Genomic DNA, 23,457 nt, shown 5'->3' with positions numbered 1-23,457 from the left:
CGGCCACCATCTTACCAATGCCACGAGGATAAACATGAAATATTCATTGTCGAAACTGCTGTTCCCCGCGCTGATCGCCACCAGCGCCGGCATCGCTACTGCAGGCACTGTCCCTGCTACCCAGTCCCACACCATCACCTACGATATTCCTTACGATACGTTATATTTGCCCACGCCAACCGGCGCAGGCATGTGGATCGACAAGCGCGTGTTTCAGCTGGAAGCGCCTATCAACTACGCCCTCACCGGCAAGATGAATGCCACCTTGAGCGCCACGTACGACCTGGGCAATGGGACGGGCAACGCCAACATCGCGCTGTCGTTCGACGTGCTGGTACCGCGTTGCGACCGTTGCGGCATGTTCGACTCCGACCTCGTGGGCACAGGCCACGACGGTATGCTCGCCGACAACGGCAGCACGCTGACGTACACAACCAACACCTCGCTCGCCTCGGGACTGTATGGCCGCCTGCTGGTGTATGAAATCATGACCGGGCAGCTTCCTGCTTTCTCCGGCCAGATCCAATTCGAAGCGATCCGCTTCGATATCGAGGTGGTGCCGCTCAGCGCTGTGCCGGAGCTGCCCCCCGCCGCACTGCTGGGCCTGGGGCTGGGCGTGATGGGTCTGGTTGCCCGGAACAGGCGCCGCCCGGCGCACCGCGAGCAGGCGATAAACTAGTTATTCGCTGACGCGCACGACCAGCTTGCCGAAGTTGCGCCCTTCCAGCAGACCGATAAACGCCTGCGGTGCACTTTCCAGGCCATCGACGATATCCTCGCGGTAGCGGACCTGGCCGGAAGCTATCCAGGCCGCCATCTCGCGCTCGAACGCCGGACGCTGGTCCACGAACTCGCGCTGGATGAAACCGCGTATCAGCAGGCTGCGACTCAGGATTTCGCGCATCACGCCCGGCAGACGGTCCGGGCCGGGACGCGGCGCGGTGTCATTGTATTGCGCGATGAGTCCGCATACCGGCACGCGTGCGAAGTCGTTCAGAAGCGGGAAGACGGCGTCCCAGACATGTCCGCCCACATTTTCGAAATAGACGTCGATCCCTTGCGGGCAGGCGGCCTCCAGCTGCGTCGCGAAATCCGGCGCGCGATGATCGACCACGGCATCGAAGCCGAGTTCGTCCCGCAGGAATGCACACTTGTCCGCACCGCCCGCGATACCGACCGCGCGCGCACCCTTGATCTTCGCAATCTGGCCGACGGCCGACCCCACAGCCCCGCTGGCCGCTGCGACCACCACGGTCTCGCCGGGTTTCGGCTGGCCGATGGTCAGCAGACCGGCGTAGGCGGTAAACCCGGGCATGCCGAGCACGCCAAGCGCGGTGCTGACCGGCGCGGCCGACGGATCGATCTTGCGCAGCGTGGCGCCATCGGCCACGGCATAGCTCTGCCAGCCGGAATAGGACAGCACGACGTCGCCCTCGGCAAAATCGGGGTGCCGTGACCGGACCACCCGGGCCACCGTGCCGCCTTCCATGACATCGCCCACCTCCACCGGCTTGGCGTACGACTTGCCGGCATTCATCCTGCCGCGCATATAGGGGTCCAGCGACAGGAAGAGAACTTTCAGCAGCACCTGGCCGTCGGCGGGTTCGGCAACCGGTACGGCGTCGAGCTTGAAATGCTCGGGTGCAGGCTTGCCGTCCGGGCGACTGGCAAGCAGGATGCGTTGGTTATGTTCGCTCAAGGTATATCCTTTTGACGTGATGTTCGGGAGAAATGGCGACAGCTGCGAGGCTGGCCCGGTGTACCAAAGATTCTACCGGCCCCGGCATTAAGCGGTCGTCGCGTTGCCGCCCGTGGGCGTGCGCTGGCACACCCTGCGCCCACGCCCGCCCGATGATGCGAATTACCAAATGGAATGGACTAGTTCCGCAGCGCCAGGCTGCCGTCGGCCACGGCGCTGAGGTCGCGCGCGGGGGTAGCCGCGCGCAGGTTGGCTGGCGCGGCGTTGTCGTAATCGACCACCTCGGTATCGGTGGTCGCATCCACGTGCGTGATGCGCACGCGCAGGCGATCGGTGGCGCCGTTCTGGCTGCCGCCATCCTGTGCTTCGAGGGTAAAGCGATAGCCGGCGCGGCCGTTGAAGCGGCCGGTGCCGCTCACGCGGGCCAGCTGGCCTTCACGGCTGACGCTGGCGACTTGCTCGCTGCGGAAGTGGAATGGTCCGTTCAGCATCACCCCCGCTGCACCGGCGCGCTGGCTGGCGCCGCCCAGCGGCGCCCACAGCGAAAAGCGCAGCGGCGCAGCGCTGGTGGTGCGGCCGGTGGCAGCGGTGCCGGCACGCAACGTGCCGGTGCCGCTCAGCGATGCCTGCGCGGGATCTTCCACCATGACATCCTGCAGCAACTCGGTGGAGCGGCCGCCCGAGTCCGTCACACGCAGGCGCACCGCCTGGAAGCCGGTCGCGCAGAAGCGATGGCGCAGAGTGACCTGCCCGGTGCCGGCGGCCTCGCGCACGGTGGGCGCCGGCGACGGGCAACCGTCGGTCCACACCACGCTGGCCTTGTGGGTTTGCGTGACGGAGTTGTCGACAAAGCCGACCGTGAGCGTGAGGTCCTGGCCCAGCTGCACCGAGCGCGGCAAGGTGGCGATCGGTCCCAGCACCGGCGCGTCGGTACCGCGCGTACCGGGCCGCAGCATCACCAGGCCCGCGTTCGAATTGGCCAGAATGACGCCGGCGTCGTTGATGGCATGGCCGGAATGCACGATCAGGCCGGCCGGTGCGCGGTACAGGCGCGCATTCAGGTCGATCGGGGTGGTAACGCCGCCCCAGCGCACGGCCCGCGAGGAGGCATAGCCCTGCCCCACCGGTAATTGCGCCGATCCCACGATGTCGCCGCCGTTGTTGATGTCGCTGGCCACGGTGTCTCTGAACGACAGGCTGGGCAATTGCGTGAGGCCGCTGGTAGGCGTCCATTTGTAGGCAACCAGGCGCTCGTCGCTGCGCAAGGTGTAGCCGACTGCCTCGGTACGGTCATTCAGGTCGGCCACATCGGTGAGAGGGCCGCCGCCATCGATCGGCAGCATGCCACCGAGACGCCGCCAGAAGAAACCAATTTCACGCGTGTTGCCGGTAATGTCGGACCGGCCGGCCACTTCGCCAAGCGCATTGATGTGGAAGCCGAACGCCCGGCTGCCGCCCAGCGTGCCCAGGTTGGTCGGGTTGCCGCTGGCGTCCCACAAGGTGGCGTTGATGATGCCGCTGGCGGAATCGGCGAAGCCGGTCGCGACATGGAGCTGGTTGATCGCGCTCGCCTCGGATAGCGACGTAGGCCGGGGCCCCAGCGGCGTGATGGACCCGCCGGGATTCCAGCGCACGGCCCGTGCCGAAATCCCCGCTTCGGAATTCAGGCCTGCAATATAGTTGAGGTCGTTGATGGCTTGCGCGCTGGCCACCGAGGTGCCGGGCAGCGCGCGCATGCCGCCAGCCGCAGTCCAGGTAAAGCCGAGCACGTTGCTGTGCTCGGCGCCGTCCTCCGAGCTGCCTACCACCACGCCCTGGTTGTTGAGGGCGGTAATCTCGGTGTAGCTGCCGCCCAGCGTACCGATCTCGCGTATGCGGTCGCCGTCGAAATAGCCGTTGGTGCCACCGTAGTAGTTGAAGGAATTGAACGCGGCCTGGCCCCGTTCGTTAAGCAAGGCAGTACCACCGCTGTCCGGCCCCAGGTTGATGATGCTGTACACGGTGCCGGCCGGCGTGATGGCCGGGGCGGCGGATGTGGCCGGCCCGGTGGCGGCAGCCGTGGCGGGCGATGTTAAAAACATTGCTGCCAGCGCGCCGGCAGCAGCGCCGGCAACAGCAAGCGCCATGGCGCGTTGTTGCAGAAGGGGTTTGATGGTCCAGGTTTGATGCATCGTAAATCTCCCAGGCAGGTTGAACGCAAGCGGACGCTTGCGCTAACGCCGGGTGACCTGTTGCCACGCGAGGTGAAAAGCACGACTCACCCAACGCCAGGAACACTGTAGGCATACCGAAATGCCACGGAATTGACGATGATCAAACTTGCCCAAGACAACAAAGGTAAAAACGCAAGCTCGGCAGGACAAAAACGCGATACCTGGCGCGGTTCACGTCGAGCCCGAGTCCTTGGGCATGGTGGGTACATATTCGACCAGCGCACCACCCTCATCGATGCGGGTGACGGCCAAACCGCTCAATACACGCTGCACGACGTGCTCCGGCATGTCGTACCTGGCCATGTAGGCGGCGGCATCGTCCGGGCCCAGCATGTCGCGGAAAACGATTGCAACATCGACGCGTTGGGCCATCAGGTGGTCGGTTCTTCGCAGCGGCTTCATAAACAATGGAAAAATGGGATGGCCATCATTGTAATATGCCAAGATTAGTTATTCCATGTCCACAAAAAAAATCGCGCCAAATGCACACTTTGATTGCTTCAAAGCATCTCGCTGCATCTGGCCAAACGTGGGCTTGCCGATCCTGGACGGTAGCCTCAACCAGGCCTGTCCACTACTGGCGCGGCAAGCAAGGGCAGCCGGGCGAGCATGTCGCGCAGCGCCAGCGCTGCCCACGGCAAATGTTCGGCAATGCCCAGGCCCACGATATCGGCGTGTTGCGCCACATCGCTCAACAGTTGCACCACCGTTGGTACCGACAGCTCGCCCTGTGCCACACCATCAAAGGCGCCGGGAGGCGCATCGGGCCGCGCAAACAGCACTGCGCCAAACAGCGCAGGATCGAGTACGTCGAGGTCGAGATGTACCGCCAGGTGACGGGCGCCGGTGGACTTGAACCAATCCACGACAGGCTGACTGCCTTCGCGCTGCAGCTGGTCAGGCGGCACATTGCGCAACCCCAGCCGCGCCATCTGCTGCGCTTCCCACGCGGTCGGATCATGCAAGCCCACGTACAGCACGTTATGTGGGGAGATCGGGCGCGGCACGGCGGCGGCAAAATCGGCATCCCCCTGCCCCATCAGGTTGCCAAGCACCATGGCGTGGGCATGCTGAAACTGCTGCGGCGTCATGATGTCCGGGTGGGTATCCACCCACAGCACGGCCAGGTCGCCGTCATAGCGTTCGTTCAGATAGGCAAACGGCGCCAGGTCCACCAGGCAGTCGCCACCGAGCACCACGATGCGGTCCGGGCGGTGGAGCTCGATCAGGCGCCGCGCCTGGTGCAATTGCTCGCGCAGCGCGGCGCGCGCGACGATGCCGCGTTCGAGCGGCAGTGGCGCAGCCGAGGGCGGCGCCACCGGCACTTCTTCCACCGGCCCGGTGGGCGCCGGCGCCAGCCATTCCAGCAAGCGCGCGCCGAAGTGGTAAGTTGGATGATTCCCGCCCTGCCATTGCGGGAAGATCAGGCGCAGGGTTGTGCCAGCTGGTTCGTTCATGGTAGGTCTCCGGTGATTGCGGGCGATAGGTTCGCCTGCAACCCGGCACTGTAGTGGTTGCACGCTGATCAATAAACTCGCGTACAGTTGACGCTTTGTTGCATAGACTGATCATATGGACCGATTAACTGCCGCTGCCGTGTTGCTCGAAGCGGTGGGCCGGGGCAGCATTTCCGCTGCCGCCGCACACCTGGGCATGTCGCGCGCAATGGCCACGCGCTACGTTGCACTGGCCGAGCAATGGGCCGGGGCACGCCTGCTCCATCGCACCACGCGCAAACTAAGTCTGACGGCGGCTGGTGAAGAAATGTTGCCGCTATGTCGGCAGATGCTGGCTTTGGAGGGCAATGTCAGCGCGCTGGCCGGCCAGGACGGGGACGCGCCCAGCGGATTGGTGCGCATCAGCGCGGCGTCGATCTTTGCCGAATACTGCCTGACCGATGCGCTGATGGCCTTCCTGCGCCGCTATCCTGCCGTGACGGTGGACTTGCAAATCGCCGACCACGCCAACAACCTGGCCGGCGATGGCATCGACCTAGCGCTGCGGGTGACGAAACAGCTGGAACCCGGCGTCATCGCGCGCAAGTTGGGCGAGGTGCGGTCGGTGGTATGCGCCAGTCCCGCTTACCTGCGGGTACACGGCACGCCCACGGCAGCGCCGGACCTGACCGCGCACAACTGCCTTATGTACAACAACTACAGTCGCAACACCTGGCATTTTCAGGTACAGGGCCGGCCTGTCGCGGTGTCCGTATCAGGCAACTTCAGTACCAGCGAGGCCGCCATCGTGGTGCGCGCTGCCGTCAACGGCCACGGCATCACACTGCTGCCCCACTTTGCCGCCGCCAGCCTGATTGCGGACGGCAAGCTGGCGCACTTGCTGCCAGAAGTGGAGCCTGACATCCTCGGCGTTTACGCGATCTATCTGTCGCGCCGGCATATGCCGGCAGCGATGCGGGTATTGATCGATTTTTTGGCTGACCACCTGCGCACGCATCGGCAATTGAACGCGTGAGCCGTCCATGACGCCGGCCAGACCAGGCCAGGCAACGCATCAATACTACTGCTGGGCAGCATCGTACCTGGCGCGTGCTGCTTCCATCGCCTTCTGGTTGTTCAGTCCCCAGGTGCCGAGGATTTTCAGCGGTTCGATCAGCGACTGGCCCAATGCCGTCAGCTCGTAGTCCACGCGCGGCGGAATGGTGGGATACGCGGTGCGCGTGACCAGGCCGTCGCGCTCAAGTCCGCGCAGGGTGAGCGTCAGCATCCGGTGCGACACGCCGCCGATCAGGCGCAGGATGGCATTGAATCGCATCGGCCCGTCAGACAGCGCCCCCACGGCCATCACCGTCCATTTGTCTCCTACCCGATCGAGTACCTGTGCAAACGCCTTGCAGTTGGCGTGTTCGTCGCGCGCACCGGCCATCAACGCTGACTCGTTGCCGGGTATTTTTTCTTCATCCGGCATTGCAGTGATTGTTTTCGCTGGCATGGCATGGCTCTCCGATCGACACGCACACCGATGTGCGTGAGGCACAAAATTGTGCATTCTTGTCAATATATCCGAACTGCTTGATACTTGTCACGTACATTTTGTACGTAACGTCAAAAAGGATATTTAACATGAAAACGCTTCCTGGAGTACCGCTGTGATGCCCGAGCGCGATCTGCGCAACGCCAACTTTGTGTTCTTCGGCGGCTCGTCCGGCATCGGCCTGGCGGCAGCGAAGGAAATCGGCCGCCGCGGCGCCAACGTGCTGCTGGTCGGGCGCAGCGCTGCGGCGGGCGCTGCCGCCGTGGCCGAGATCCTGGCGGCCGGGGCCGGCTCGGCCACCTTTTTCGCTGCCGATCTCTCGACCGTGCACGGCATGGCCGCCGCTGCCGCCGGCGTCAAGGCATGGCGCGGCCAATTGCACGGCGTGATGCATACTGCCATGTCGGCATTCGGCACCAAGCAGCTGACTGCAGACGGTCTCGAGTTGGCATTTTCACTGCAATACCTGGCGCGAGCAGTGCTCGACCGGCTGCTGGCCGACCAACTGGCGGCGTCGGGCGACGGCCGCGTGGTGTTCATTTCGGGCGACGTGCCGCTGATGTTCATGCCGCCGCTCGACGACCTGCAATTCGAACGGCGGCCCTGGGGGCATATGAAAGCAGCGATGGGCACGCACTTGCTGGGCCACCTGCACATCCAGGAAGCGACGCGCCGCTGGAGCGGCACTCCAGTAACGCTCACCGCCGTATGCGTGGGCCCCACCCGGACCAAGGTGATGGCCGATCCGTCGATGCCGCCGGCGATGCGCTGGCTGGCGCGCCTGTTCGGCACCACGCCGGAGCGCTCGGCCATGAACGCCGTGCGCGTGCTGACAGCGCGCGCGGCCGCCGACGTGGCCGGCGCCAAACTCACCAAGCCCAAACAGTACCTGGCAACGCCGATCGCGCTCGACGCCAACCTGGCCGAACGCCTATGGCGCCATACCACCGAACTGGCCGCACGTGCCAGCCTCACCCTGCCGTGAAACCGGACGACACCATGAACCCGCTCACCATACCGGCGACCGCGCGCTGGTGGGCTGCCGCAGCGAGGACGAGATTGCTGCGGCCATCGCACCAGCGCGCCCCGCCCGGGATGCGGGTTCGGGGCCGGTCAACGCACTTCATGCGTGATATTCATATATCTTTATAATAAATAATTCCTTTTTGCATAATTGCGCACGCCCTACAATCGGCGGCATCACGCTCAAAAAGGATACCTTCCATGACCAACAGCACCCGCCGCGACCTGCTCAAGGCCGTCACGTCAACTGCCGCGCTGGCCGCGCTGCCGGCGGTGGCGGCAACGTCGCTGCAAGCGGAGCCGGCCCTGGCCCGCCCCGGGCAGGCGCCGGCTGCCGCCACCTCGCCCGGCGAATTCGTCGTAAGCCGGACCGAAGCGCCGCTCGACCTGATCAACCTGATCGAGATCGAGGCGCGGGCGTCCAGGGTACTGGCTCCGGGCGCGTTCAGCTACATCGCCGGCGGCGCGGGCGACGAATGGACGCTGCGTGAAAACCGCAACGCCTTCAACCGCCAGTTGATCGTTCCGCGCGTACTGTCCGGCAAGGCGGCGCCGGATCTGCGCACGCAGATACTCGGCACCGCGATTGCCTCGCCCATCATCATCACGCCGGTGGCCGCGCACGGGCTGGCCCACATCACCGCCGAAGCCGGGACCGCGCGCGGCGCGGCGGCGGCCGGCACCATTCTGGGCGTGAGCACGGTCTCGACGCTCGCGCTGGAGCAGGTGGCGGCGGCAGCGGCCGGTCCCAAGTGGTTCCAGCTCTACATGCTGCAAGATGTCGCTTATAGCGCCAAACTGTTGCGGCGGGCCAGGGCCGCCGGCTACCGCGCCATCGTGCTCACGGCCGATACCACCGTGGTCGGCAATCGTGAAGACAGCTTGCGGCAACGATTCCAGTTCCCGCTCCAGCCGGGCAACCTGCTGGGCGACGATCCGGCCGCCCCGATTCCGCTCACGCGGCGGACATTCGAATCGCGCCTGAACCGCAAGACCATCGAATTTGCCATCCGCGAGAGCGGCCTGCCGGTGATCGTCAAAGGCATCAACCACCCGGACGATGCGCTGCTGGCGATCGACGCTGGCGCGGCGGCTATCCAGGTGAGCAATCATGGCGGACGCCAGCTCGACGGCGCGCCGGGCGCGTTCAGCGTGCTGCCTGCGGTAGCCAAGGCGGTGAACCAACGCGTGCCGATTATTTTCGATAGCGGCGTGCGGCGCGGCCAGGACGTGTTCAAGGCCCTCGCCAGCGGCGCCGACGTGGTGGCGATCGGCCGGCCCGTCATCTATGGACTGGCGCTGGGCGGCTGGCAAGGCGTGCGGTCGGTGCTGGAATTGCTCAACCGCGAATTGCGCATGACCATGCAACTGGCCGGCGTGCACACCGTGGCCGAAATCCGCGCCACGGCGTTGCAGCCGGCTGCCTGACTTGCTGCGCAGCGCCCGTCGCCTCGATCAGGGGGTGCCGTCCGGGCGATAGATCTGCCCCTGCCCCGAATTCAATCTGGGTGGCATGACCTTCAATGCATGGGCAATGGTCTCGCGCAGCGGTTTTGGACGCAGGTCGCTGTCGTACGGCGTGCACCGCTGCGGCAAGCCGTCGGCGCGCCGTGCGTCATCCCACTGTTGCAGCCAGCTGACATGGTCGGCCATCCCCCACAGCAGGAAATCGCGGCAGCGCGGATAGCTGAGGGTCAGGTCCAGGTAATCGCGCGCGATCGCGGCCACGCCGGCGTCGCGCGCAGCGACATCGGCCGGCAACTGGCGGTCGTTGACGTCGAATTCCGTGATGAGCAGGTCGTATCCCATGTCGGATACCTGGTCGAGAAATTTGCGCCAGTCGCTGCCGGCGGCAGTGGCCGCTGCCGGCAACGTATTGCCGATATGGCTTTGCAGCCCGAGCGCGTCGATCGGCGTGCCGCGTGCGCGCAGCGCGGCCAGCAGCGCCAGCACGCCGGCGCGGTGCTTTTCGCTGCCAGCGCCCGGCCCCATGTAATCGTTGTAGACCAGCTGGGCATTGGGCGCGTACTGGCGCGCCAGCACGAACGCCAGGTCGATCTGTTCCAGCGCGCCCATCTTCTGGTTCAGCACATTGCCGATCAACTCACCGGTCTTGGGATCGACCGCCTCGTTGACAACGTCGTAGCTGAAGATATTGCGGCCGAAATGCGTGCACACCGCCTTGATGTGCTCGGTCATCAGGCGCTCGGCCACACGTCCGGGCGAGGCGCCGAAATCGTACTGGTTGACCCAGTCCGGCAGCCAGCGCCGCGACTGCCACAACAAGGTATGGCCGCGCACCAGCAGGCGGCGCTCCCTGGCCCAGGCGACCATCTGGTCGGCGGCCGCGAAGCGGTGCGGTCCCGGTTGCGGCTGCAAGGCCGGCCACTTGGTGGCGTTTTCGGCAACGACCATGCCGCATTCGCGCGCCAGCAGTTGCTCATATGCGGAGTCGCCCGCCTCGCTGCGGCGACCGACGGCGCAGCCGAAACGCATGCCTTTGCGGGCAGCGATATCTTTCAACGACTCGGATGTGGCGGCAAACGCCGGGGCGGGCAATAGCACGGCGCCGGCGGCGCCGCCCAGCATGGTTAATACGGATCTGCGATTCGGCATGGCTCTCCCTGGACGAATCGCCATCTTAATGCAACTGGCGCGCGCTGGACAGGGGGATGCTGATGGCTCACTGGACGCCAGATGGCGCCCCGGGTATCCTTGGCCGCACACTATTTTGAAAGGACGGACAATGATCGTCGAATTACGGGTCTACCACTGCCTGCCGGGCCGCCTGCCCGCCTTGCACGAGCGCTTCCAGAACGTCACGCTGCCCTTGTGGGAAAAGCACGGCATCGAACCGGCTGGCTTTTTCACCACCCTCGTCGGACCCAGCAACCAGACCCTGACCTACCTGCTCAAGTGGAACAGCCTGGCCGAGCGCGAAACCAGGTGGAACAGTTTCATGGCCGACCCCGAGTGGATCGCCAAACGCGCGGCATCCGAAGCCGATGCACCGATCGTGGGCCATATCGAAAACTCCTTCCTCTCCCCTACCCCGTACTCGCCAATGCGTTGAACCCGGACGCGGCTTTCGGGGCAGCATCCCCCGCCGCCGGCGCTTATTTATTGCAATAGACTTGCGTTTATCTGAAACGCAAGTCTACAATCGCAACTCTATTGCATTAATAAGTGTCGTGTTGACCGGAGCCGAAGTTGAATCATTATCGCCAACAGCGCAGCGTCCTGCGCACCCTTCCCCACGCCGTCCTGGTGTCCTGCACCATGGCCGGGACCGCGTTTGCCGCCGGCAGCGAGGCGAACGGTGAGGCCGAAGCGCCAGCCTTACAGGTGGTCGAAATTCGCGGCGACAAAAACGAGGACGAGCGCGCCGCCGCCAGCTCGTCGGCGCGTGCCTTGCCCACGTCGGTCATCGCGGTGACGCCCGACGACATTGCCGGCACCAATATCGGCCGCGACATCTCCAACGTGTTTCGCCGCGTACCGGGCGTGGTGGCCAACAACATCGACCAGGGCGACACCGGCAACGGCTTCCGCATGCGCGGCTTTGCCACCCAGGGCACGCATGGCGCCGATACCGCCGTGTATGTCGATGGCGTGCCGCAAAACATTCCGTCGAGCCAGGGCGGCGCCGGTCACGGCCCGGTTTTCCTGGAATGGATGACGCCTGACATGATCGGCAATATCGACGTGGTGAAAGGACCGATTTCGGCGCTGTATGGCGACCAGAACCGCGCCGGCGCGGTGGAAATCACCACCCGCGACGGCGGCGCCGGTACGCCGTCGAGCCTGGCGGTCACGCGCGAGAGCTATAACGGCCGGCGCGGTTCGCTGACGGTGGCGGGTGAAGCCAACGGTGTCCGGTCGCTGGTGGTGGCAGACATCTATCGCACCGACGGCTACCGTAACGATGCGCACAATCGCCGCAACAACCTGTTCTGGAAACTGTCGACCACCATCGGCGACGGCGACTACAGCCTGCGCGCCAGCTACTACGACAGCCGCTTCACCGCCGCCGGCTACCTGCTGATGCCCGCCATGGAAGCGGGGCTGAGCCCGCGTTCGGTCCAGTTCAATTTGCCCGGGTTCGGCGATGCTGAGCGCAGCACCGTGGTCTTTAATCGCAAACCGGCCAGCGGCGAGGCCGGCTGGTACGCCACCGTGTATGCCGAAAAGTTCGAGCGCAGCCGGGCCATTACCACCAGCACTACCCAGCATACGTTCGGCTACGATGACCGCAACATCCACGGCGGCCGCCTCGCCTATCAGTGGCAGTTCGGCAGCAAGGGCGTGCTGATCGTGGGCGCCGAAACCCGCGCCGACCAAGGCGACGCGCTGCGCCGCCAGTATCGAAATGGCGTCCCCACCGCCAATTACATCAACGACCAGAACCTCGACCTGCTGACGTATGGCGGGTTCGCCCAGGGCCAGTATCGCCTGGCGCCCACGCTCAAGCTCCATGGCGGCATGCGCTACGACCACTTCGACTACACGCTGCGCAACCTGAAGCTGCCGGCGGCATCGACCGATTACAGCGCCTCGGTGTTCACGCCGAAATATGGCGTGCTGTGGAATGCGCTGGACCAGTTGGAGGTATTTGCCAATATCGCCGAGGGTTTCCGCTCGCCGGCGGCGGAGCAGATCAGCTCCAGCGGTTCGCTGGGACCGCCGGGCGCCACTGGCGGCCGCGCCAACACCGGCATCAAACCAAGCAAGGTGCGCTCGTACGACCTGGGCATCAATCTCAAGCCGTCGCCGGCGTGGCAGTTGTCCGCCACCGGTTATTACATCCAGAACGACGACGAGATCATCAACTCCGCGCCCGACGTGTATACCGCCGCCGGCCAGACCACCCGCAGGGGCTTCGATCTTGACGCGCGCTATACACCCGGCAACGGCTACAGCGCTTACGCCAGCTACGGCCGCATCCTGCGCGCCAGGATCGACAATCCGACACCGGGCACCGCTGCGCTGCTGTCAGTGCCGGCCCACCAGTTCAAGGCCGGCATGGAATACCGCTTGCCACTGGCGGCAGGCAAGCTGCGTCTGAATGGCGATGCCTACGTCACGGCCCGCAATCCCTATTACATGGGCTCGCCGTCGGTGCAGCGCGATATGCCAACCTATGTGCGCTACGACCTGAAAGCCACCTGGGATGACGGGAGCGTGCAAGCATCGGTGTTCGCCACGGTGCAGCCGCACGAATTTGCCAGCGACATCGCCTACGGCACCACCGCCGGCCTGCTGGTTTCGACCGTGCCCAAGCGCCAGTTGGGCGCGTCGCTGCGCTACTTCTTCTGATAGACCGAAAAGCGGCCCTGTAATTTTCCGAATGCAAGTATAATTACTTCCGGTAAGTATCACTCCTACCAAGTCTTCGCGAGGTCCTCATCCCGACCGCGCGAGTCGTGTCGGCCAAACAATCGCCGAATATCTGTGTCCTTCGACACAACAACGATTGTTTATCATGGCCTCTTGCACCCAACAACCTTTCGTTCTGGTTATCGACGACAACCACGACTCGGCCGACTTGATGGTCGAGCTGCTGCAGGCGTGCGGCTACAGCAGCGCTGCGGCATATGGCGGCGCCTCCGGCATCGAGGCCATCAGGAACTTCAGTCCCGACGTGGTGCTGCTCGACTTGCTGATGCCGGAAGTTGACGGCTTCCAGGTCGCCAGCACGGTCAGAAAGCCCGGTTTCCCGCACCAGCCCACCTTGATCGCGTTCAGCGCATTGAGCGATACGGCAACGACTGACCTGGCAATGCGTTCGGGATTTGATTATCACCTGCCCAAGCCGGCGACGATCAAGCAAGTCATCACGGTGATTGCCAATGCACGAGCGCGCAAGCAGAACCCTGCGCCGGCCTACAGCAATCGAGGTGACGGACCAACGCCGGCCGCCGGCGAAGCGGCGCCCGCATTCAACTACAAATCCGGCTTCTGACGCCGGTCACGTCATGACCGGGCGCGGCAAAGGCCCGCCGGACAGCCCGGCAGGACCGGCCAGCAGCACCAGGCCGGCAAACGCGATTGCCACCGCCAGCCACGCCATCGGTGCTGCCGCTTGCGCAAAAACAGCCATTGGAACAGCGGCACCAGCGGCACATAAAACGCCGTGATGAACGCCGACTTGCTGCTGTTAATGTGCAACAAACCCGCAGTCTGCAGCGAGTAGCCGGCGTAAATGGTGACGCCGATGGTGACGCCGATGGTGGCGCCCGCCAGCAGTTCCGCCCGCGTCAGCCCGCGCAACTGGCGGTAGCACAAGCAGCCGGCGATCAGCGCGGCTACGCAGGTGGAACTGTGGCAGTGGACCCTGGCGCCGGGCGAGCGCTACGACGCCCAGCCCGACGGACCGGGCTTTTGCGAAATGCTGTGGGTGTTGAGCGGCGAATTGACCTTGCAAACCGACACAACCCGCACCATCGGCGCTGGCGACTTCCTGGTGTTCAGCAGCGCCCAGGTGTATTCCTATCTGAACCTGGGCGCCGAGCCGCTGCACTTCGTTCGCAACGTGATCAGCTGATTACGAAATTAATCAGCGCACCAGCGGGCTGGCTGACCCCGCATCGAGCAGCATTCATGGCGCCGGCCATAGACGCCATGCGCACATCGGATTATCCTGTCAGCTTTTCGTAGCGCGTTTACCTGCAAGGAAATCCATCATGATGCTGCATGTCCCCGGCGTGCTCACGCCGGAGCAAGTCTCCCATATCCGCCAGCGCCTCGACCAGACCGACTGGATCGACGGCCGCGCCTCGGTCGGCGACCAGGGTGCCAAGGTCAAGCGCAACCGCCAACTGCCCGAAGGCTCGCCGCTGGCGCTGGAGCTGGGACAGATCATCGTGGCGGCGCTGGCCGACAACCCGCTGTTCTTTTCGGCCGCGCTGCCGTACCGCATCCTGCCGCCGCTGTTCAACCGCTATGCCGGCGGCGAACACTACGGCGACCATATCGACGGCGCCATGCGCCGAGTCCCCGGCAGCGGCCAATGGCTGCGCACCGATGTCTCGTCCACGCTGTTCCTGAGCGAGCCCGACGACTACGACGGCGGCGAACTGGTGGTGATCGACGCCTATGGCACGCATGAAGTGAAATTGCCTGCGGGCGACCTGATCCTGTATCCCTCGACCAGTGTGCACCAGGTGGAACCGGTCACGCGCGGCGAACGCGTATGTTCGTTCTTCTGGAGCCAGAGCATGGTGCGCGACGATGCCCGGCGCGGCATGTTGCTCGAACTCGACCGCAACATCCAGGCGCTGCGCGCGCGGCTCGGCGACTGCCCGGAACTGGTGTCGCTCACCGGCCATTACCACAACCTGCTGCGGCAGTGGAGCCAAGTCTGATCCCAAAAAAACGCCACCCGAAGGTGGCGTTGCGCGCTACAAGCTATCGATCAATACCTGAAATTGGCGGTCGCAGAACTTACCAGCGGTACGTGGCCGACAGCACCGCGTTGCGCTTGGCGCCGAACCAGCAGTCACCACGGCTCAGGCAGGTAGCGACGTAGGTCTTGTTGCTCAGGTTGTTGACATTGAGCGCCACGCGCCAGCTCGGGCTGTCCCAAGCAAACATGGCGTCCACCAGGGTGACGTCGGGCGTGGTGGGCGCGGTGCCGTCGCGGAACGAATTCATGTGGCGCACGCCGCCGCCCACCGACAGCCCGGTCACGCCGGCGGCGGCAAAGCTGTACTTGGTCCACAGCGACGTCTGTTGCGACGGGACGCCGTTGAGCTGTTCGTCGAGATCGATGTAGTTGTAATTGGCGATTACCTCCAGCCCCTTGACGACCTGGCCACGCGCTTCCAGTTCGACGCCGCGGGCGCTGGTGCTGTCGAGCTGGGCCGACAGTACCGGGGTGATGGCGACCAGCTGATTTTTTTCCTTCCAACGATACGCGGCGGCGTTCAGCGACAGGTTGCGGCCGACCGGCTCATACTTGACGCCCGCCTCCCACTGCTCGCCGCGCAACGGCTTGAATACCTGGCCCTGGGTGCTGTTGGCCACCGGGGTGAACGATTCGCTGTAGCTGACGTACGGCGAGACGCCGCTGTCGGACAGGTACATCAGCCCTGCGCGCTTGGTGGTGGCGCTCGACTTCTGGGTATCTGCACCCTCGGTCTCGTTGCGGGCCTTGTCATGGCGCAGGCCAAGCGTCAGCAACCATTTCGACGTCAGGCTCAGCTGATCCTGCACGTAGAGGCCGGTCTGCTTCTGGGTATTGGCGGCCAGCAGCGACAGGTCGTTGAACGTGAAGCCGGTATAGACCGGGTTGTAGACGTCGATCGGCGTAGCCACCGGGTAACCGGCCGAGCCGGTCTGCTTGTAATGCAGGTAATCGACGCCGAGCAGGAGTTTGTGCTTGATGGTGCCGGTGACGAGATTGCCTTCCACAGACTGGTCGAGACCGAACACCTTGGTCTGCGCCAGCGAGGCGCCCGCATAGCGGTCCACCACGCGCTGGTTGACCGGATCGGCGTTGAACCCGCCCGGCAACGAGAACGAATCGGCGTACAACGTGCGGTAGTCGTTCTTGTTGTACGAGTAGCGCATGTTTTGACGCAATTTCCAGTCGGTATTCAATGCCGTCTCGAACGTCCAGCCGATGGTTTTGCGCTTGGTGTCGTAACGGTCGAAACCCGGCTCGCCGATGAAGCGGTTGGTCGGGATCTTGCCGTTCGGGTTGCTGGTCAGCACGCCGGACCATGGGAAGAATTGCGAGGTGGAGCCGGTTTTATCGTCCTGCCACAGCGCCTGCAGCGTCAGCGTGGTGTCGGCGTTGGGCTTCCACGTCAGCGACGGCGCCACCAGCGCGTGGTCGTCGGGCACGTAATCGACCTGGGTATTGGCGTCGCGCTTGACCGCCACCAGGCGGTACAGCCACTTGCCATCCTCGGTCAGCGGGCCGGTGAAATCGGCCTGCACCTGCTTGCGCTGGTAGCTGCCGTACTGCACGCCGATCTCGTTCTGCGCCACGGCCTGCGGGCGCTTGCTGACCATGTTGACCACGCCGCCGGTGCCGCCCTGGCCGTACAGCATGGCGGCCGCGCCGCGCAGCACTTCGATACGCTCGAGGGTGTACGGATCGGTGCGGGCGGTACTGGTGTAGTAGCTCATCGACTTGCGCACGCCGTCCAGGTATTCGTCGGGCGAGACGCCGCGCACCAGCATGCCGTCGCTGCGCGAATCGATGCCATAGGCATCCGAGCGCACGCCGGCCGCGTAGTTGAGCGCGTCCTGCAGGTTGCCGGCGCCCTGGTCGATGATCTGGTCGCGGGTAACGACGGTAACCGCCTGCGGCGTTTCCGACAGCTTGGTATCGGTCTTGGTGGCGGTGGCGCTGCGCTTGGCAAGGTAGCCGGCTACTGCACTGGTGGCGGTTTCACCCTGGCCCGTTACCAGCACCTGGGGCAGCACGGCGATGTCGCTATCGGCAGGCGCGGCGGCGCCGGTCTGCGCCAGCGAGGGCACGGCGACACCGACCGCCAGTTCGGCCAGCAATACTGCAAGCACCAGGCGGCGTGGTTGAAACGGGGATACACGGTGCGACATGAGGGACGTCCTTTATTATTTGAATGATTTTGAGAATGATAACTGTTCTCATTCTACAAAAAGGGAGAGGAATCGGCAAGCGCACACCGTTGCCAGGATGGCGGCTATAATGATAATCATTCCTATTACCCGGCGTGAATACGTCGGCTCGTTCAGGTCACCGCCTTCAACCATTTTTCAAATCATGCAAATCTCTACGTTCAAGATGTCGCCACTGGCTTTGGCCGCTTTTCTGATGACCACCGCTGCTGCGCAAGCCCAGAGCGGTGCGGCCCCGGCTGCCGCCGAGCCTGAAACGCTGCAAACAGTCACCATTACCGCGTCGGCGGACGCCTCCAAGGATGGACTGTCGAAAGCGTACGCTGGCGGCCAGGTCGCGCGGGGCGGTCGCATGGGTATCCTGGGCAACGTGGACATGATGAGCGCACCGTTCAATTCCACTAATTACACGTCGCAATTTGTCGCCGACCAGCAAGCTTCCAGCATCGGCGACGTGCTGGTAGCCGATCCCGGCGTTCGCGTCAGCCGTGGCTTCGGCAACTTCCAGGAGTCGTATGTGATTCATGGCTTCGAGCTGGCCTCGGACGATGTCGGCTACAACGGCTTGTACGGCATCTTGCCGCGCCAGTATGTCTCGCCGGAATTGCTCGAACGCGTGGAAGTCTTCAAAGGCGCGAGCAGCTTCCTGAACGGCGCAGCGCCTGGCGGCAGCGGCCTGGGCGGCGCGATCAACCTGGTGCCCAAGCGCGCCGGCAATACGCCGCTGACCCAGTTCACGGCGGGCATTGCGTCCGGCGGCAACGGCTATGGCGCGGTTGACATCGGCCGGCGCTTTGGCGAAAACCAGCAGTTCGGCGTGCGCGTGAATGCCGCCAAGCGCAAGGGCGAAACCAGCGTTGACAACCAGCGCAGTGAAGTGAGCCTGTTTACGGTGGGCCTCGATTACCGCGCCGGCAACCTGCGCGTGTCCGCCGACCTCGGCTACCAGGACTTCGACCTGACCGCACCACGCCCTAGCGTCACCGTGGGTGGCACGGCGGTACCGGCCGCTCCCGATGCATCGAAGAATTTTGCCCAGCCATGGTCGTTCTCCAGGGAGCGCGACACCTTCGGCACCGTCCGCGCCGAATATGACCTCAACCAGAACATCACCGCCTGGGCAGCCTTCGGCGGCCGCGCCGGCGTTGAAAACAATAGCCTGGCGAACATGACATCGTCGTCGGCCGATGGGGCCGCCAGCTTCTACCGCTTCGACAATGCCGGCAAACGCAATACCCGTACCGGTGAAACGGGCGTACGGGGCAAGCTCGCCACCGGCGCGGTCACGCACACGCTGGTGGCCTCCGCTTCGGGCTTCTGGCTCGATTCGCGCAATGCCTACGGCTTCGGCGGCTTCGGCCTCGGCAATACCAACCTGAACGCGCCGACAACCACCTACATTCCCACTTCCGCCCTCTCCTACGGCAACGATATCAACGATCCGCGCACCACGCAGAAGTCGATTCTGTCGAGCTATGCGATTGCCGACACGCTGGGCTTCAACGGCGATACCGTCCTGGTGACGATCGGCGCACGCCGCCAGACCATCAAGGACCAGGGCTACGCCTATAACACCGGCCTGGCCACAGACACCCACTACGACGAGAGCGCCACGACCCCGGTTGCTGCGGTGGTGTACAAGGTGCGCAGCGACCTGTCGCTGTATGCCAACTACAGCGAAGGCCTGGTACAAGGCGGCATTGTCGGCAGCGATTATTCGAATCGCGGCGCCGTGCTGTCGCCATATAAAACCAAGCAAAAGGAAATCGGCGTCAAGTACGATAGCGGCAAGCTGGGCATGACTGCGGCGCTGTACACCGCCGCCAAGCCGATCGGCACCGGTGAGCTGAACGGCGTGTATGCGCTCGGTGGCGAACAGCGCAACCGGGGCCTGGACCTCAGCGTGTTCGGCGTGCCGACCCAGGGCCTGCGCCTGCTCGGCGGCTTGTCATTGCTCAATGCCGAACAGCGCGGCACCGCGTACTCGGGCAAGGATGCCCTCGGCGCACCGAAGACGCAACTGAACCTGGGTACCGAATGGGACGTGCCTGGCGCTGCCGGCCTGGCCCTGACCGCCCGCGCGGTGTACACCTCGAAGCAGTACATCAACCCGGCTAATACGCTGGAAATCGGTTCGTGGACCCGGTTCGACCTCGGCGCCCGCTACCTGGCCCGCATCGCCGACCGCGACGTGACCTTCCGCGCCCGCGTCGACAACGTGGCAGACCGCAACTACTGGTCGGCGGCAGTCGTGTCGTTCGACTCGGGCGCGCTGGTGCTGGCGGCGCCGCGCACGGTGACGTTGTCGGCGACGGTTGATTTCTGACGAGCTGCAACGCTACGTCAACGGAATGCCGGGCTGACCCGGGCGTCCAACGCCGCAAACACCTCGACCGCCCAGTCGACAAACACGCGCACCTTGGCATTCAGGTGGCGGTTGGGCGGATAGAGCACGTGCAGCGGATGGCGCGGCGGTTGCCAGTCGGGCAGCAGTTGCACCATGTCGCCGCGCGCCACGGCTTCGCGCACGAACCACGCGAAGGTCTGACCGATGCCGAGCCCCGCCGCCAGCGCCGTCAGGTGGGCGGTGCTTTCGTTGACGGCCACCGCCGCCGCTGCGTCGATCTCCAGGGTCTCGTCGCCACGCTGGAAGCGCAGCGGGAACACCTTGCCGCTCAGCGAAGAAAAATAGCCGATGATGCGGTGTGTTTCCAGGTCGCGCGGATGCGCCGGACGGCCGTACTGCGCCAGGTAAGACGCATGGCAGCAGGTGATGAATTCCATGTCGCACAATTTACGCCCGATCAGCGTGGTGTCGGCCAGCGGCCCGCCCCGGACCACGCAGTCGATACCTTCGCTGACCAGGTCGGTGGGTCGGTCGCTCACACCCAGCCGCAGCTCGATGTCGGGATAGGCCGCCTGGAACTGCGGCAGCGCCGGCAGCAGGATCTGGTTGGCCAGGATCGAACCGATATCGACGCGCAGCCGCCCGCCGGGCCGCGCGCGCGTTTGCCGCGCAGCAGCGTCCATTTCTTCCAGGTCGATGATCAGGCGCCGCGCCCGCTCGTAGTACTGGGCGCCCTCCGGCGTGACCGTGATCGAGCGCGTGGTGCGCCATCACCGAGGAACATATTGCCGACGCGTTCGACCGCAATGTGAAGGGCCTGATCTTCACCGTCCAATATGCATTGCCGCTGCTGGGCCAGGGCGCCTCGGTGGTGCTGACCAGCTCCACCGCTGGCGTCGTGGGCACTCCGGCCTTCAGCGTGTACAGCGCCAGCAAGGCTGCCGTGCGCAACCTGGCGCGCAGCTGGATCCTTGACCTGAAAGACCGCGCGGTGCGCATCAATGTCGTCAGCCCCGGCCCGGTGCGCACCCCGGGACTGGTGGAACTGGCCGGCCCCGAGGCCGCCGCCCAGCAAGGGCTGCTCGACATGCTGGCCGCACAGGTACCGCTCGGCCGCGTCGCAGAACCCGAGGAAATCGCCAGGGCGGTGCTGTTCCTCGCGTCCGATGACGCCAGTTTCGTCAACGGCGCGGAATTGTTCGTGGACGGTGGCCTGGCGCAGGTGTAAGGCGAGCGACCACGCACGGCATCCGGAGCTGGCAAGAAAATCAATATTTCCTTTACAACAGTGATATCCTCGCTTGTTTTAAAGACATCGGATTTTTATGCGCTACAAAGCGATGGCCGCCTTGATGTTGTGTGTGTCGGGGCGGGCGGCCGAGTTACCGTGGGACCTCAGTTACCAGGCAGCCTTGCGCGATCACCCGATCGCGGACAATGAATTCATGCGTATCTGGCCGCTGCAACATCCAGAGCGACCCATCCACAAAAAACTGGCCGCCTACCAGGGCGAGCCCATCATTGCATCTCTGCTGGTCGAGCGCCCGGACTCCCATGCGGGCGATGCGCAAGCGACGTGGTTCATCGTCACCCGCAACGGCGCCCAGGCGTGCCCGTTCCACCCGAAGTTCATGAAAACTCCGTGCCAGGCGCTCGACCCCGAGCGCGTGAGCCAGGCGATCCGCCAGGTCATGCTCACACCCGATCCGACGCCGCCCGCCGGCACCGGCGGCGTGGTCGATGCCAATTACTTTGGCAAAAGCCGACCGCTGCTGATGAACTACGTGGGCTACCTGAGTGCCTACATCGACGGCAAGGTTTTGCAGCGCCCTATCAGCCTGACCGAACTTGCACCGACCGCGCAGGGACCGGAGGCGGGACGGCTGGCAGCGATCCTGCAGCGCGCGGTGGGCACCGATGCCGGCCTGCCCTCCGCCGCCCCGGTTACCGATGCGGTTGCCGACACCCCCCCACGTGCGACCGACGCGACCGAATTCAATCAACGCAGGGCCCTGATCCTGGAAGTGGAAGGCTACCTGCGTAACAACGATTACCAAAAGCTCGACGCGCTGCGCAACCGCCTGCTCAAGTCCCGGGCGCGTACGGCCAGCGGCGTCTGGCAATTGGCGGTGTATTACGGCGCACTGAAAAGTTATCCTGGTCGCACCCGCGATGCCGCCCACTGGGTGCAGATGGAAGCGCGCGCCAAGGCCTGGGAAAAGCAGGCGCCCGCCTCGGGCGCGGCGCGTATTTTCCATGCCTACGTGCTGATGGCGCGCGGCCTGTCCTACCGTGGCTCTGGTTTTGTCGAAGCAGTCAGCCAGGAAGACCTCAACCGCCTGCTCGCGGCCATGGGCGAGGCGCAAATCGTTCTGACGCAGGCCGATCAGCAACTGGTCAAGGACAAGGATCCGGAACTGTACCGGCTGCTCATGAACATCGCCGCCTGGTCCGCCAACTTCCGCGCCACGGACAACCGCACCGGGCTGCGCATGGGCATTCAACACTACCCGGATTACCATGAGCTGTATTTTACGGCGGCGCTGTTCGGCAACGCCATGTGGAATGCCGCGCCCGATGAAATCGAGGACATTGCCACTCGCGGCGCGGCAGCTGGCGGCGCCGACGCCGCCGCCATGTACGCCCGCGTGTACTGGTATGCCAACCAAGAAGTCTATGGCGACAAGCTGTTCGACGACCCGGCCAGCCTGGCCGACTGGGACCGCATGAAAACCAGTTTCGACGCCATGGTGGCGCGCTATCCCGATCCATGGAATCTCAATGCGTACGCGTATTTTGCCTGCCGCGCGCGCGACTATCCGGTCATGGACGACGTGCTGCGCCGCATCGGCGAACGGCGCGTGTTCCAGAGCTGGGGCTATCGCGGCGAACTAGCCTATGACGAATGCCTGGCTCACAGCGGCGAGCGCCGCATGCGCCCGGACGCCGCCGAAATCCGCCAGCGCGACGACCACCTGTACCGGGGCTTGCTGTACTATGCCAGCGCCGTGGCCCGCAAACAGGGTCTGCTGGACGAAGCGCTGCGTGCCCTGGCCAAGGCGGAAACCATCGCCAACCGGATCTATACCCATCCGGGCATGCCCTTGTACTACCACCGGGCACGGGCACAACTGGCGCTCAACCGCGATGAAGAGGCGGCGGCATCGCTGACCACCGGCCTGCAATACCAGCCCGACTATTTCGAAGCGTTTTATTATCGCGGCCTTGCTTACGACAAGCTGGGCCGCACCGATGCAGCGCGCCGCGATTTCGAGCAAACCGTGGCGCTGATGCAGGCTTTGCAGCGCGAGGGCAAACTGAAGTACCGCGGCACGCCCGAGCAGAAGGGCAGCTACCGCGCAGACCTGAAAAACATGGCGGAGAAGCTGAGACAATACGGGCTCGAGACGCCGGCAGTGGTGTTCGAAGTGAACTGAATGAAAGTGGATGAACGCGCACGGTTGCCTGCCGTTTTGCAAACATTTTTACTTTGGCGCTATGATGCGGTGCAGCAGCGTAATTTATGCACCCAAATCATCTCATAGGCGCATTTCATGGCACGTTCATCCATTTTC

The 23,457-nt window shown here is 64.3% G+C and carries 20 protein-coding genes and 1 pseudogene; 12 read left to right on the top strand and 9 right to left on the bottom strand.

Annotated elements, in window-relative coordinates; genetic code table 11:
* The first annotated feature begins 34 nt into the window (after positions 1-34).
* A complete protein-coding gene (locus tag F8197_RS03315) occupies positions 35-679 on the top strand; it encodes a hypothetical protein (protein ID WP_152879921.1) in 645 nt (214 codons plus the stop codon).
* Here F8197_RS03315 and F8197_RS03310 read toward each other — a convergent pair whose 3' ends face one another.
* The 4 genes from F8197_RS03310 to F8197_RS03295 form a co-directional block, all read right to left on the bottom strand.
* Entirely contained in the window at positions 680-1,699 is a 1,020-nt protein-coding gene (locus tag F8197_RS03310; protein WP_152879919.1) for an NADP-dependent oxidoreductase, read from the bottom strand.
* A gap of 179 nt (positions 1,700-1,878) precedes the next feature.
* The gene (locus F8197_RS03305; protein WP_152879917.1) at positions 1,879-3,870 is read right to left on the bottom strand and encodes a hypothetical protein; all 1,992 of its coding nucleotides are present in this window, start codon (positions 3,868-3,870) and stop codon (positions 1,879-1,881) included.
* 213 nt (positions 3,871-4,083) lie between these two features.
* Positions 4,084-4,284, bottom strand: coding sequence for a hypothetical protein (locus F8197_RS03300; RefSeq protein ID WP_152879915.1), 201 nt, complete (start codon positions 4,282-4,284; stop codon positions 4,084-4,086).
* Between the two features lie 185 nt (positions 4,285-4,469).
* Positions 4,470-5,369 carry an arginase family protein gene (locus F8197_RS03295; protein ID WP_152879913.1) on the bottom strand — a complete coding sequence of 300 codons (900 nt, stop codon included), beginning with the start codon at positions 5,367-5,369 and terminating at the stop codon, positions 4,470-4,472.
* A gap of 115 nt (positions 5,370-5,484) precedes the next feature.
* Here F8197_RS03295 and F8197_RS03290 point away from each other — a divergent pair, with 115 nt between their 5' ends.
* A complete protein-coding gene (locus tag F8197_RS03290) occupies positions 5,485-6,384 on the top strand; it encodes a LysR family transcriptional regulator (RefSeq protein ID WP_152879911.1) in 900 nt (299 codons plus the stop codon).
* A 45-nt stretch (positions 6,385-6,429) separates the two neighbouring features.
* On the opposite strand, the gene F8197_RS03285 is transcribed toward F8197_RS03290, so the two are convergent.
* Complete coding sequence (locus F8197_RS03285) at positions 6,430-6,795, bottom strand: helix-turn-helix domain-containing protein (RefSeq protein ID WP_152880822.1); 366 nt, start codon at positions 6,793-6,795, stop codon at positions 6,430-6,432.
* Between the two features lie 226 nt (positions 6,796-7,021).
* Here F8197_RS03285 and F8197_RS03280 point away from each other — a divergent pair, with 226 nt between their 5' ends.
* The gene (locus F8197_RS03280) at positions 7,022-7,888 is read left to right on the top strand and encodes an SDR family NAD(P)-dependent oxidoreductase (protein WP_152879909.1); all 867 of its coding nucleotides are present in this window, start codon (positions 7,022-7,024) and stop codon (positions 7,886-7,888) included.
* A 239-nt stretch (positions 7,889-8,127) separates the two neighbouring features.
* The gene (locus F8197_RS03275; protein WP_152879907.1) at positions 8,128-9,354 is read left to right on the top strand and encodes an alpha-hydroxy-acid oxidizing protein; all 1,227 of its coding nucleotides are present in this window, start codon (positions 8,128-8,130) and stop codon (positions 9,352-9,354) included.
* Between the two features lie 27 nt (positions 9,355-9,381).
* Here F8197_RS03275 and F8197_RS03270 read toward each other — a convergent pair whose 3' ends face one another.
* Positions 9,382-10,542, bottom strand: coding sequence for an endo-1,4-beta-xylanase (locus tag F8197_RS03270; RefSeq protein ID WP_227012037.1), 1,161 nt, complete (start codon positions 10,540-10,542; stop codon positions 9,382-9,384).
* Between the two features lie 130 nt (positions 10,543-10,672).
* On the opposite strand from F8197_RS03270, the gene F8197_RS03265 reads away from it, so the two are divergent.
* The 3 genes from F8197_RS03265 (at position 10,673) to F8197_RS03255 (ending at position 13,888) form a co-directional block, all read left to right on the top strand.
* The gene (locus F8197_RS03265) at positions 10,673-10,999 is read left to right on the top strand and encodes an NIPSNAP family protein (RefSeq protein WP_152879905.1); all 327 of its coding nucleotides are present in this window, start codon (positions 10,673-10,675) and stop codon (positions 10,997-10,999) included.
* 137 nt (positions 11,000-11,136) lie between these two features.
* Positions 11,137-13,242 (top strand): TonB-dependent receptor, encoded by a 2,106-nt coding sequence (locus F8197_RS03260; protein ID WP_227012036.1) that lies wholly within the window; start codon positions 11,137-11,139, stop codon positions 13,240-13,242.
* 166 nt (positions 13,243-13,408) lie between these two features.
* Complete coding sequence (locus F8197_RS03255) at positions 13,409-13,888, top strand: response regulator (protein WP_152879903.1); 480 nt, start codon at positions 13,409-13,411, stop codon at positions 13,886-13,888.
* 6 nt (positions 13,889-13,894) lie between these two features.
* Here the strand turns inward: F8197_RS03255 and F8197_RS29135 are convergent, their stop codons facing one another.
* Positions 13,895-14,026, bottom strand: coding sequence for a hypothetical protein (locus tag F8197_RS29135; protein ID WP_255472785.1), 132 nt, complete (start codon positions 14,024-14,026; stop codon positions 13,895-13,897).
* A 213-nt stretch (positions 14,027-14,239) separates the two neighbouring features.
* Between F8197_RS29135 and F8197_RS03245 the strand changes: the two genes are divergently transcribed.
* Together F8197_RS03245 and F8197_RS03240 are read left to right on the top strand one after the other, a co-directional pair.
* Positions 14,240-14,470: a cupin domain-containing protein gene (locus F8197_RS03245; protein WP_373996772.1), complete on the top strand. Its 231-nt coding sequence runs from the start codon at positions 14,240-14,242 to the stop codon at positions 14,468-14,470.
* 139 nt (positions 14,471-14,609) lie between these two features.
* Positions 14,610-15,290 (top strand): Fe2+-dependent dioxygenase, encoded by a 681-nt coding sequence (locus tag F8197_RS03240; protein ID WP_152879901.1) that lies wholly within the window; start codon positions 14,610-14,612, stop codon positions 15,288-15,290.
* A 79-nt stretch (positions 15,291-15,369) separates the two neighbouring features.
* On the opposite strand, the gene F8197_RS03235 is transcribed toward F8197_RS03240, so the two are convergent.
* Positions 15,370-17,496 carry a TonB-dependent siderophore receptor gene (locus tag F8197_RS03235; RefSeq protein ID WP_152879899.1) on the bottom strand — a complete coding sequence of 709 codons (2,127 nt, stop codon included), beginning with the start codon at positions 17,494-17,496 and terminating at the stop codon, positions 15,370-15,372.
* A gap of 184 nt (positions 17,497-17,680) precedes the next feature.
* Here F8197_RS03235 and F8197_RS03230 point away from each other — a divergent pair, with 184 nt between their 5' ends.
* Positions 17,681-19,861, top strand: coding sequence for a TonB-dependent siderophore receptor (locus F8197_RS03230; RefSeq protein ID WP_152879897.1), 2,181 nt, complete (start codon positions 17,681-17,683; stop codon positions 19,859-19,861).
* 17 nt (positions 19,862-19,878) lie between these two features.
* Here the strand turns inward: F8197_RS03230 and F8197_RS03225 are convergent, their stop codons facing one another.
* Positions 19,879-20,565: a LysR substrate-binding domain-containing protein gene (locus F8197_RS03225; RefSeq protein WP_152879895.1), complete on the bottom strand. Its 687-nt coding sequence runs from the start codon at positions 20,563-20,565 to the stop codon at positions 19,879-19,881.
* 83 nt (positions 20,566-20,648) lie between these two features.
* Here F8197_RS03225 and F8197_RS03220 point away from each other — a divergent pair.
* Both F8197_RS03220 and F8197_RS03215 read left to right on the top strand, forming a co-directional pair.
* Positions 20,649-21,110 (top strand): annotated as a pseudogene (locus F8197_RS03220) (SDR family NAD(P)-dependent oxidoreductase); the annotation flags it as partial.
* 97 nt (positions 21,111-21,207) lie between these two features.
* Positions 21,208-23,319: a tetratricopeptide repeat protein gene (locus tag F8197_RS03215; RefSeq protein ID WP_152879893.1), complete on the top strand. Its 2,112-nt coding sequence runs from the start codon at positions 21,208-21,210 to the stop codon at positions 23,317-23,319.
* The last annotated feature ends 138 nt before the right edge of the window (positions 23,320-23,457 follow it).

Source organism: Duganella sp. FT27W (genome assembly GCF_009295655.1).
Classification (GTDB): domain Bacteria; phylum Pseudomonadota; class Gammaproteobacteria; order Burkholderiales; family Burkholderiaceae_D; genus Rugamonas; species Rugamonas zoogloeoides.
This window is presented reverse-complemented; position numbering and strand designations above follow the sequence as displayed.

What these genes read in the sequence shown, in the direction of transcription:
- F8197_RS03315 (WP_152879921.1), top strand. Translation starts at nt 35, where the DNA reads ATGAAATATTCATTGTCGAAACTGCTGTTCCCCGCGCTGATCGCCACC.
- F8197_RS03305 (WP_152879917.1), bottom strand. Translation starts at nt 3,870, where the DNA reads ATGCATCAAACCTGGACCATCAAACCCCTTCTGCAACAACGCGCCATG.
- F8197_RS03300 (WP_152879915.1), bottom strand. Translation starts at nt 4,284, where the DNA reads ATGGCCCAACGCGTCGATGTTGCAATCGTTTTCCGCGACATGCTGGGC.
- F8197_RS03295 (WP_152879913.1), bottom strand. Translation starts at nt 5,369, where the DNA reads ATGAACGAACCAGCTGGCACAACCCTGCGCCTGATCTTCCCGCAATGG.
- F8197_RS03290 (WP_152879911.1), top strand. Translation starts at nt 5,485, where the DNA reads ATGGACCGATTAACTGCCGCTGCCGTGTTGCTCGAAGCGGTGGGCCGG.
- F8197_RS03285 (WP_152880822.1), bottom strand. Translation starts at nt 6,795, where the DNA reads ATGGCCGGTGCGCGCGACGAACACGCCAACTGCAAGGCGTTTGCACAG.
- F8197_RS03280 (WP_152879909.1), top strand. Translation starts at nt 7,022, where the DNA reads ATGCCCGAGCGCGATCTGCGCAACGCCAACTTTGTGTTCTTCGGCGGC.
- F8197_RS03275 (WP_152879907.1), top strand. Translation starts at nt 8,128, where the DNA reads ATGACCAACAGCACCCGCCGCGACCTGCTCAAGGCCGTCACGTCAACT.
- F8197_RS03270 (WP_227012037.1), bottom strand. Translation starts at nt 10,542, where the DNA reads ATGCCGAATCGCAGATCCGTATTAACCATGCTGGGCGGCGCCGCCGGC.
- F8197_RS03265 (WP_152879905.1), top strand. Translation starts at nt 10,673, where the DNA reads ATGATCGTCGAATTACGGGTCTACCACTGCCTGCCGGGCCGCCTGCCC.
- F8197_RS03255 (WP_152879903.1), top strand. Translation starts at nt 13,409, where the DNA reads ATGGCCTCTTGCACCCAACAACCTTTCGTTCTGGTTATCGACGACAAC.
- F8197_RS29135 (WP_255472785.1), bottom strand. Translation starts at nt 14,026, where the DNA reads ATGGCTGTTTTTGCGCAAGCGGCAGCACCGATGGCGTGGCTGGCGGTG.
- F8197_RS03240 (WP_152879901.1), top strand. Translation starts at nt 14,610, where the DNA reads ATGATGCTGCATGTCCCCGGCGTGCTCACGCCGGAGCAAGTCTCCCAT.
- F8197_RS03235 (WP_152879899.1), bottom strand. Translation starts at nt 17,496, where the DNA reads ATGTCGCACCGTGTATCCCCGTTTCAACCACGCCGCCTGGTGCTTGCA.
- F8197_RS03230 (WP_152879897.1), top strand. Translation starts at nt 17,681, where the DNA reads ATGCAAATCTCTACGTTCAAGATGTCGCCACTGGCTTTGGCCGCTTTT.
- F8197_RS03225 (WP_152879895.1), bottom strand. Translation starts at nt 20,565, where the DNA reads ATGGACGCTGCTGCGCGGCAAACGCGCGCGCGGCCCGGCGGGCGGCTG.
- F8197_RS03215 (WP_152879893.1), top strand. Translation starts at nt 21,208, where the DNA reads ATGCGCTACAAAGCGATGGCCGCCTTGATGTTGTGTGTGTCGGGGCGG.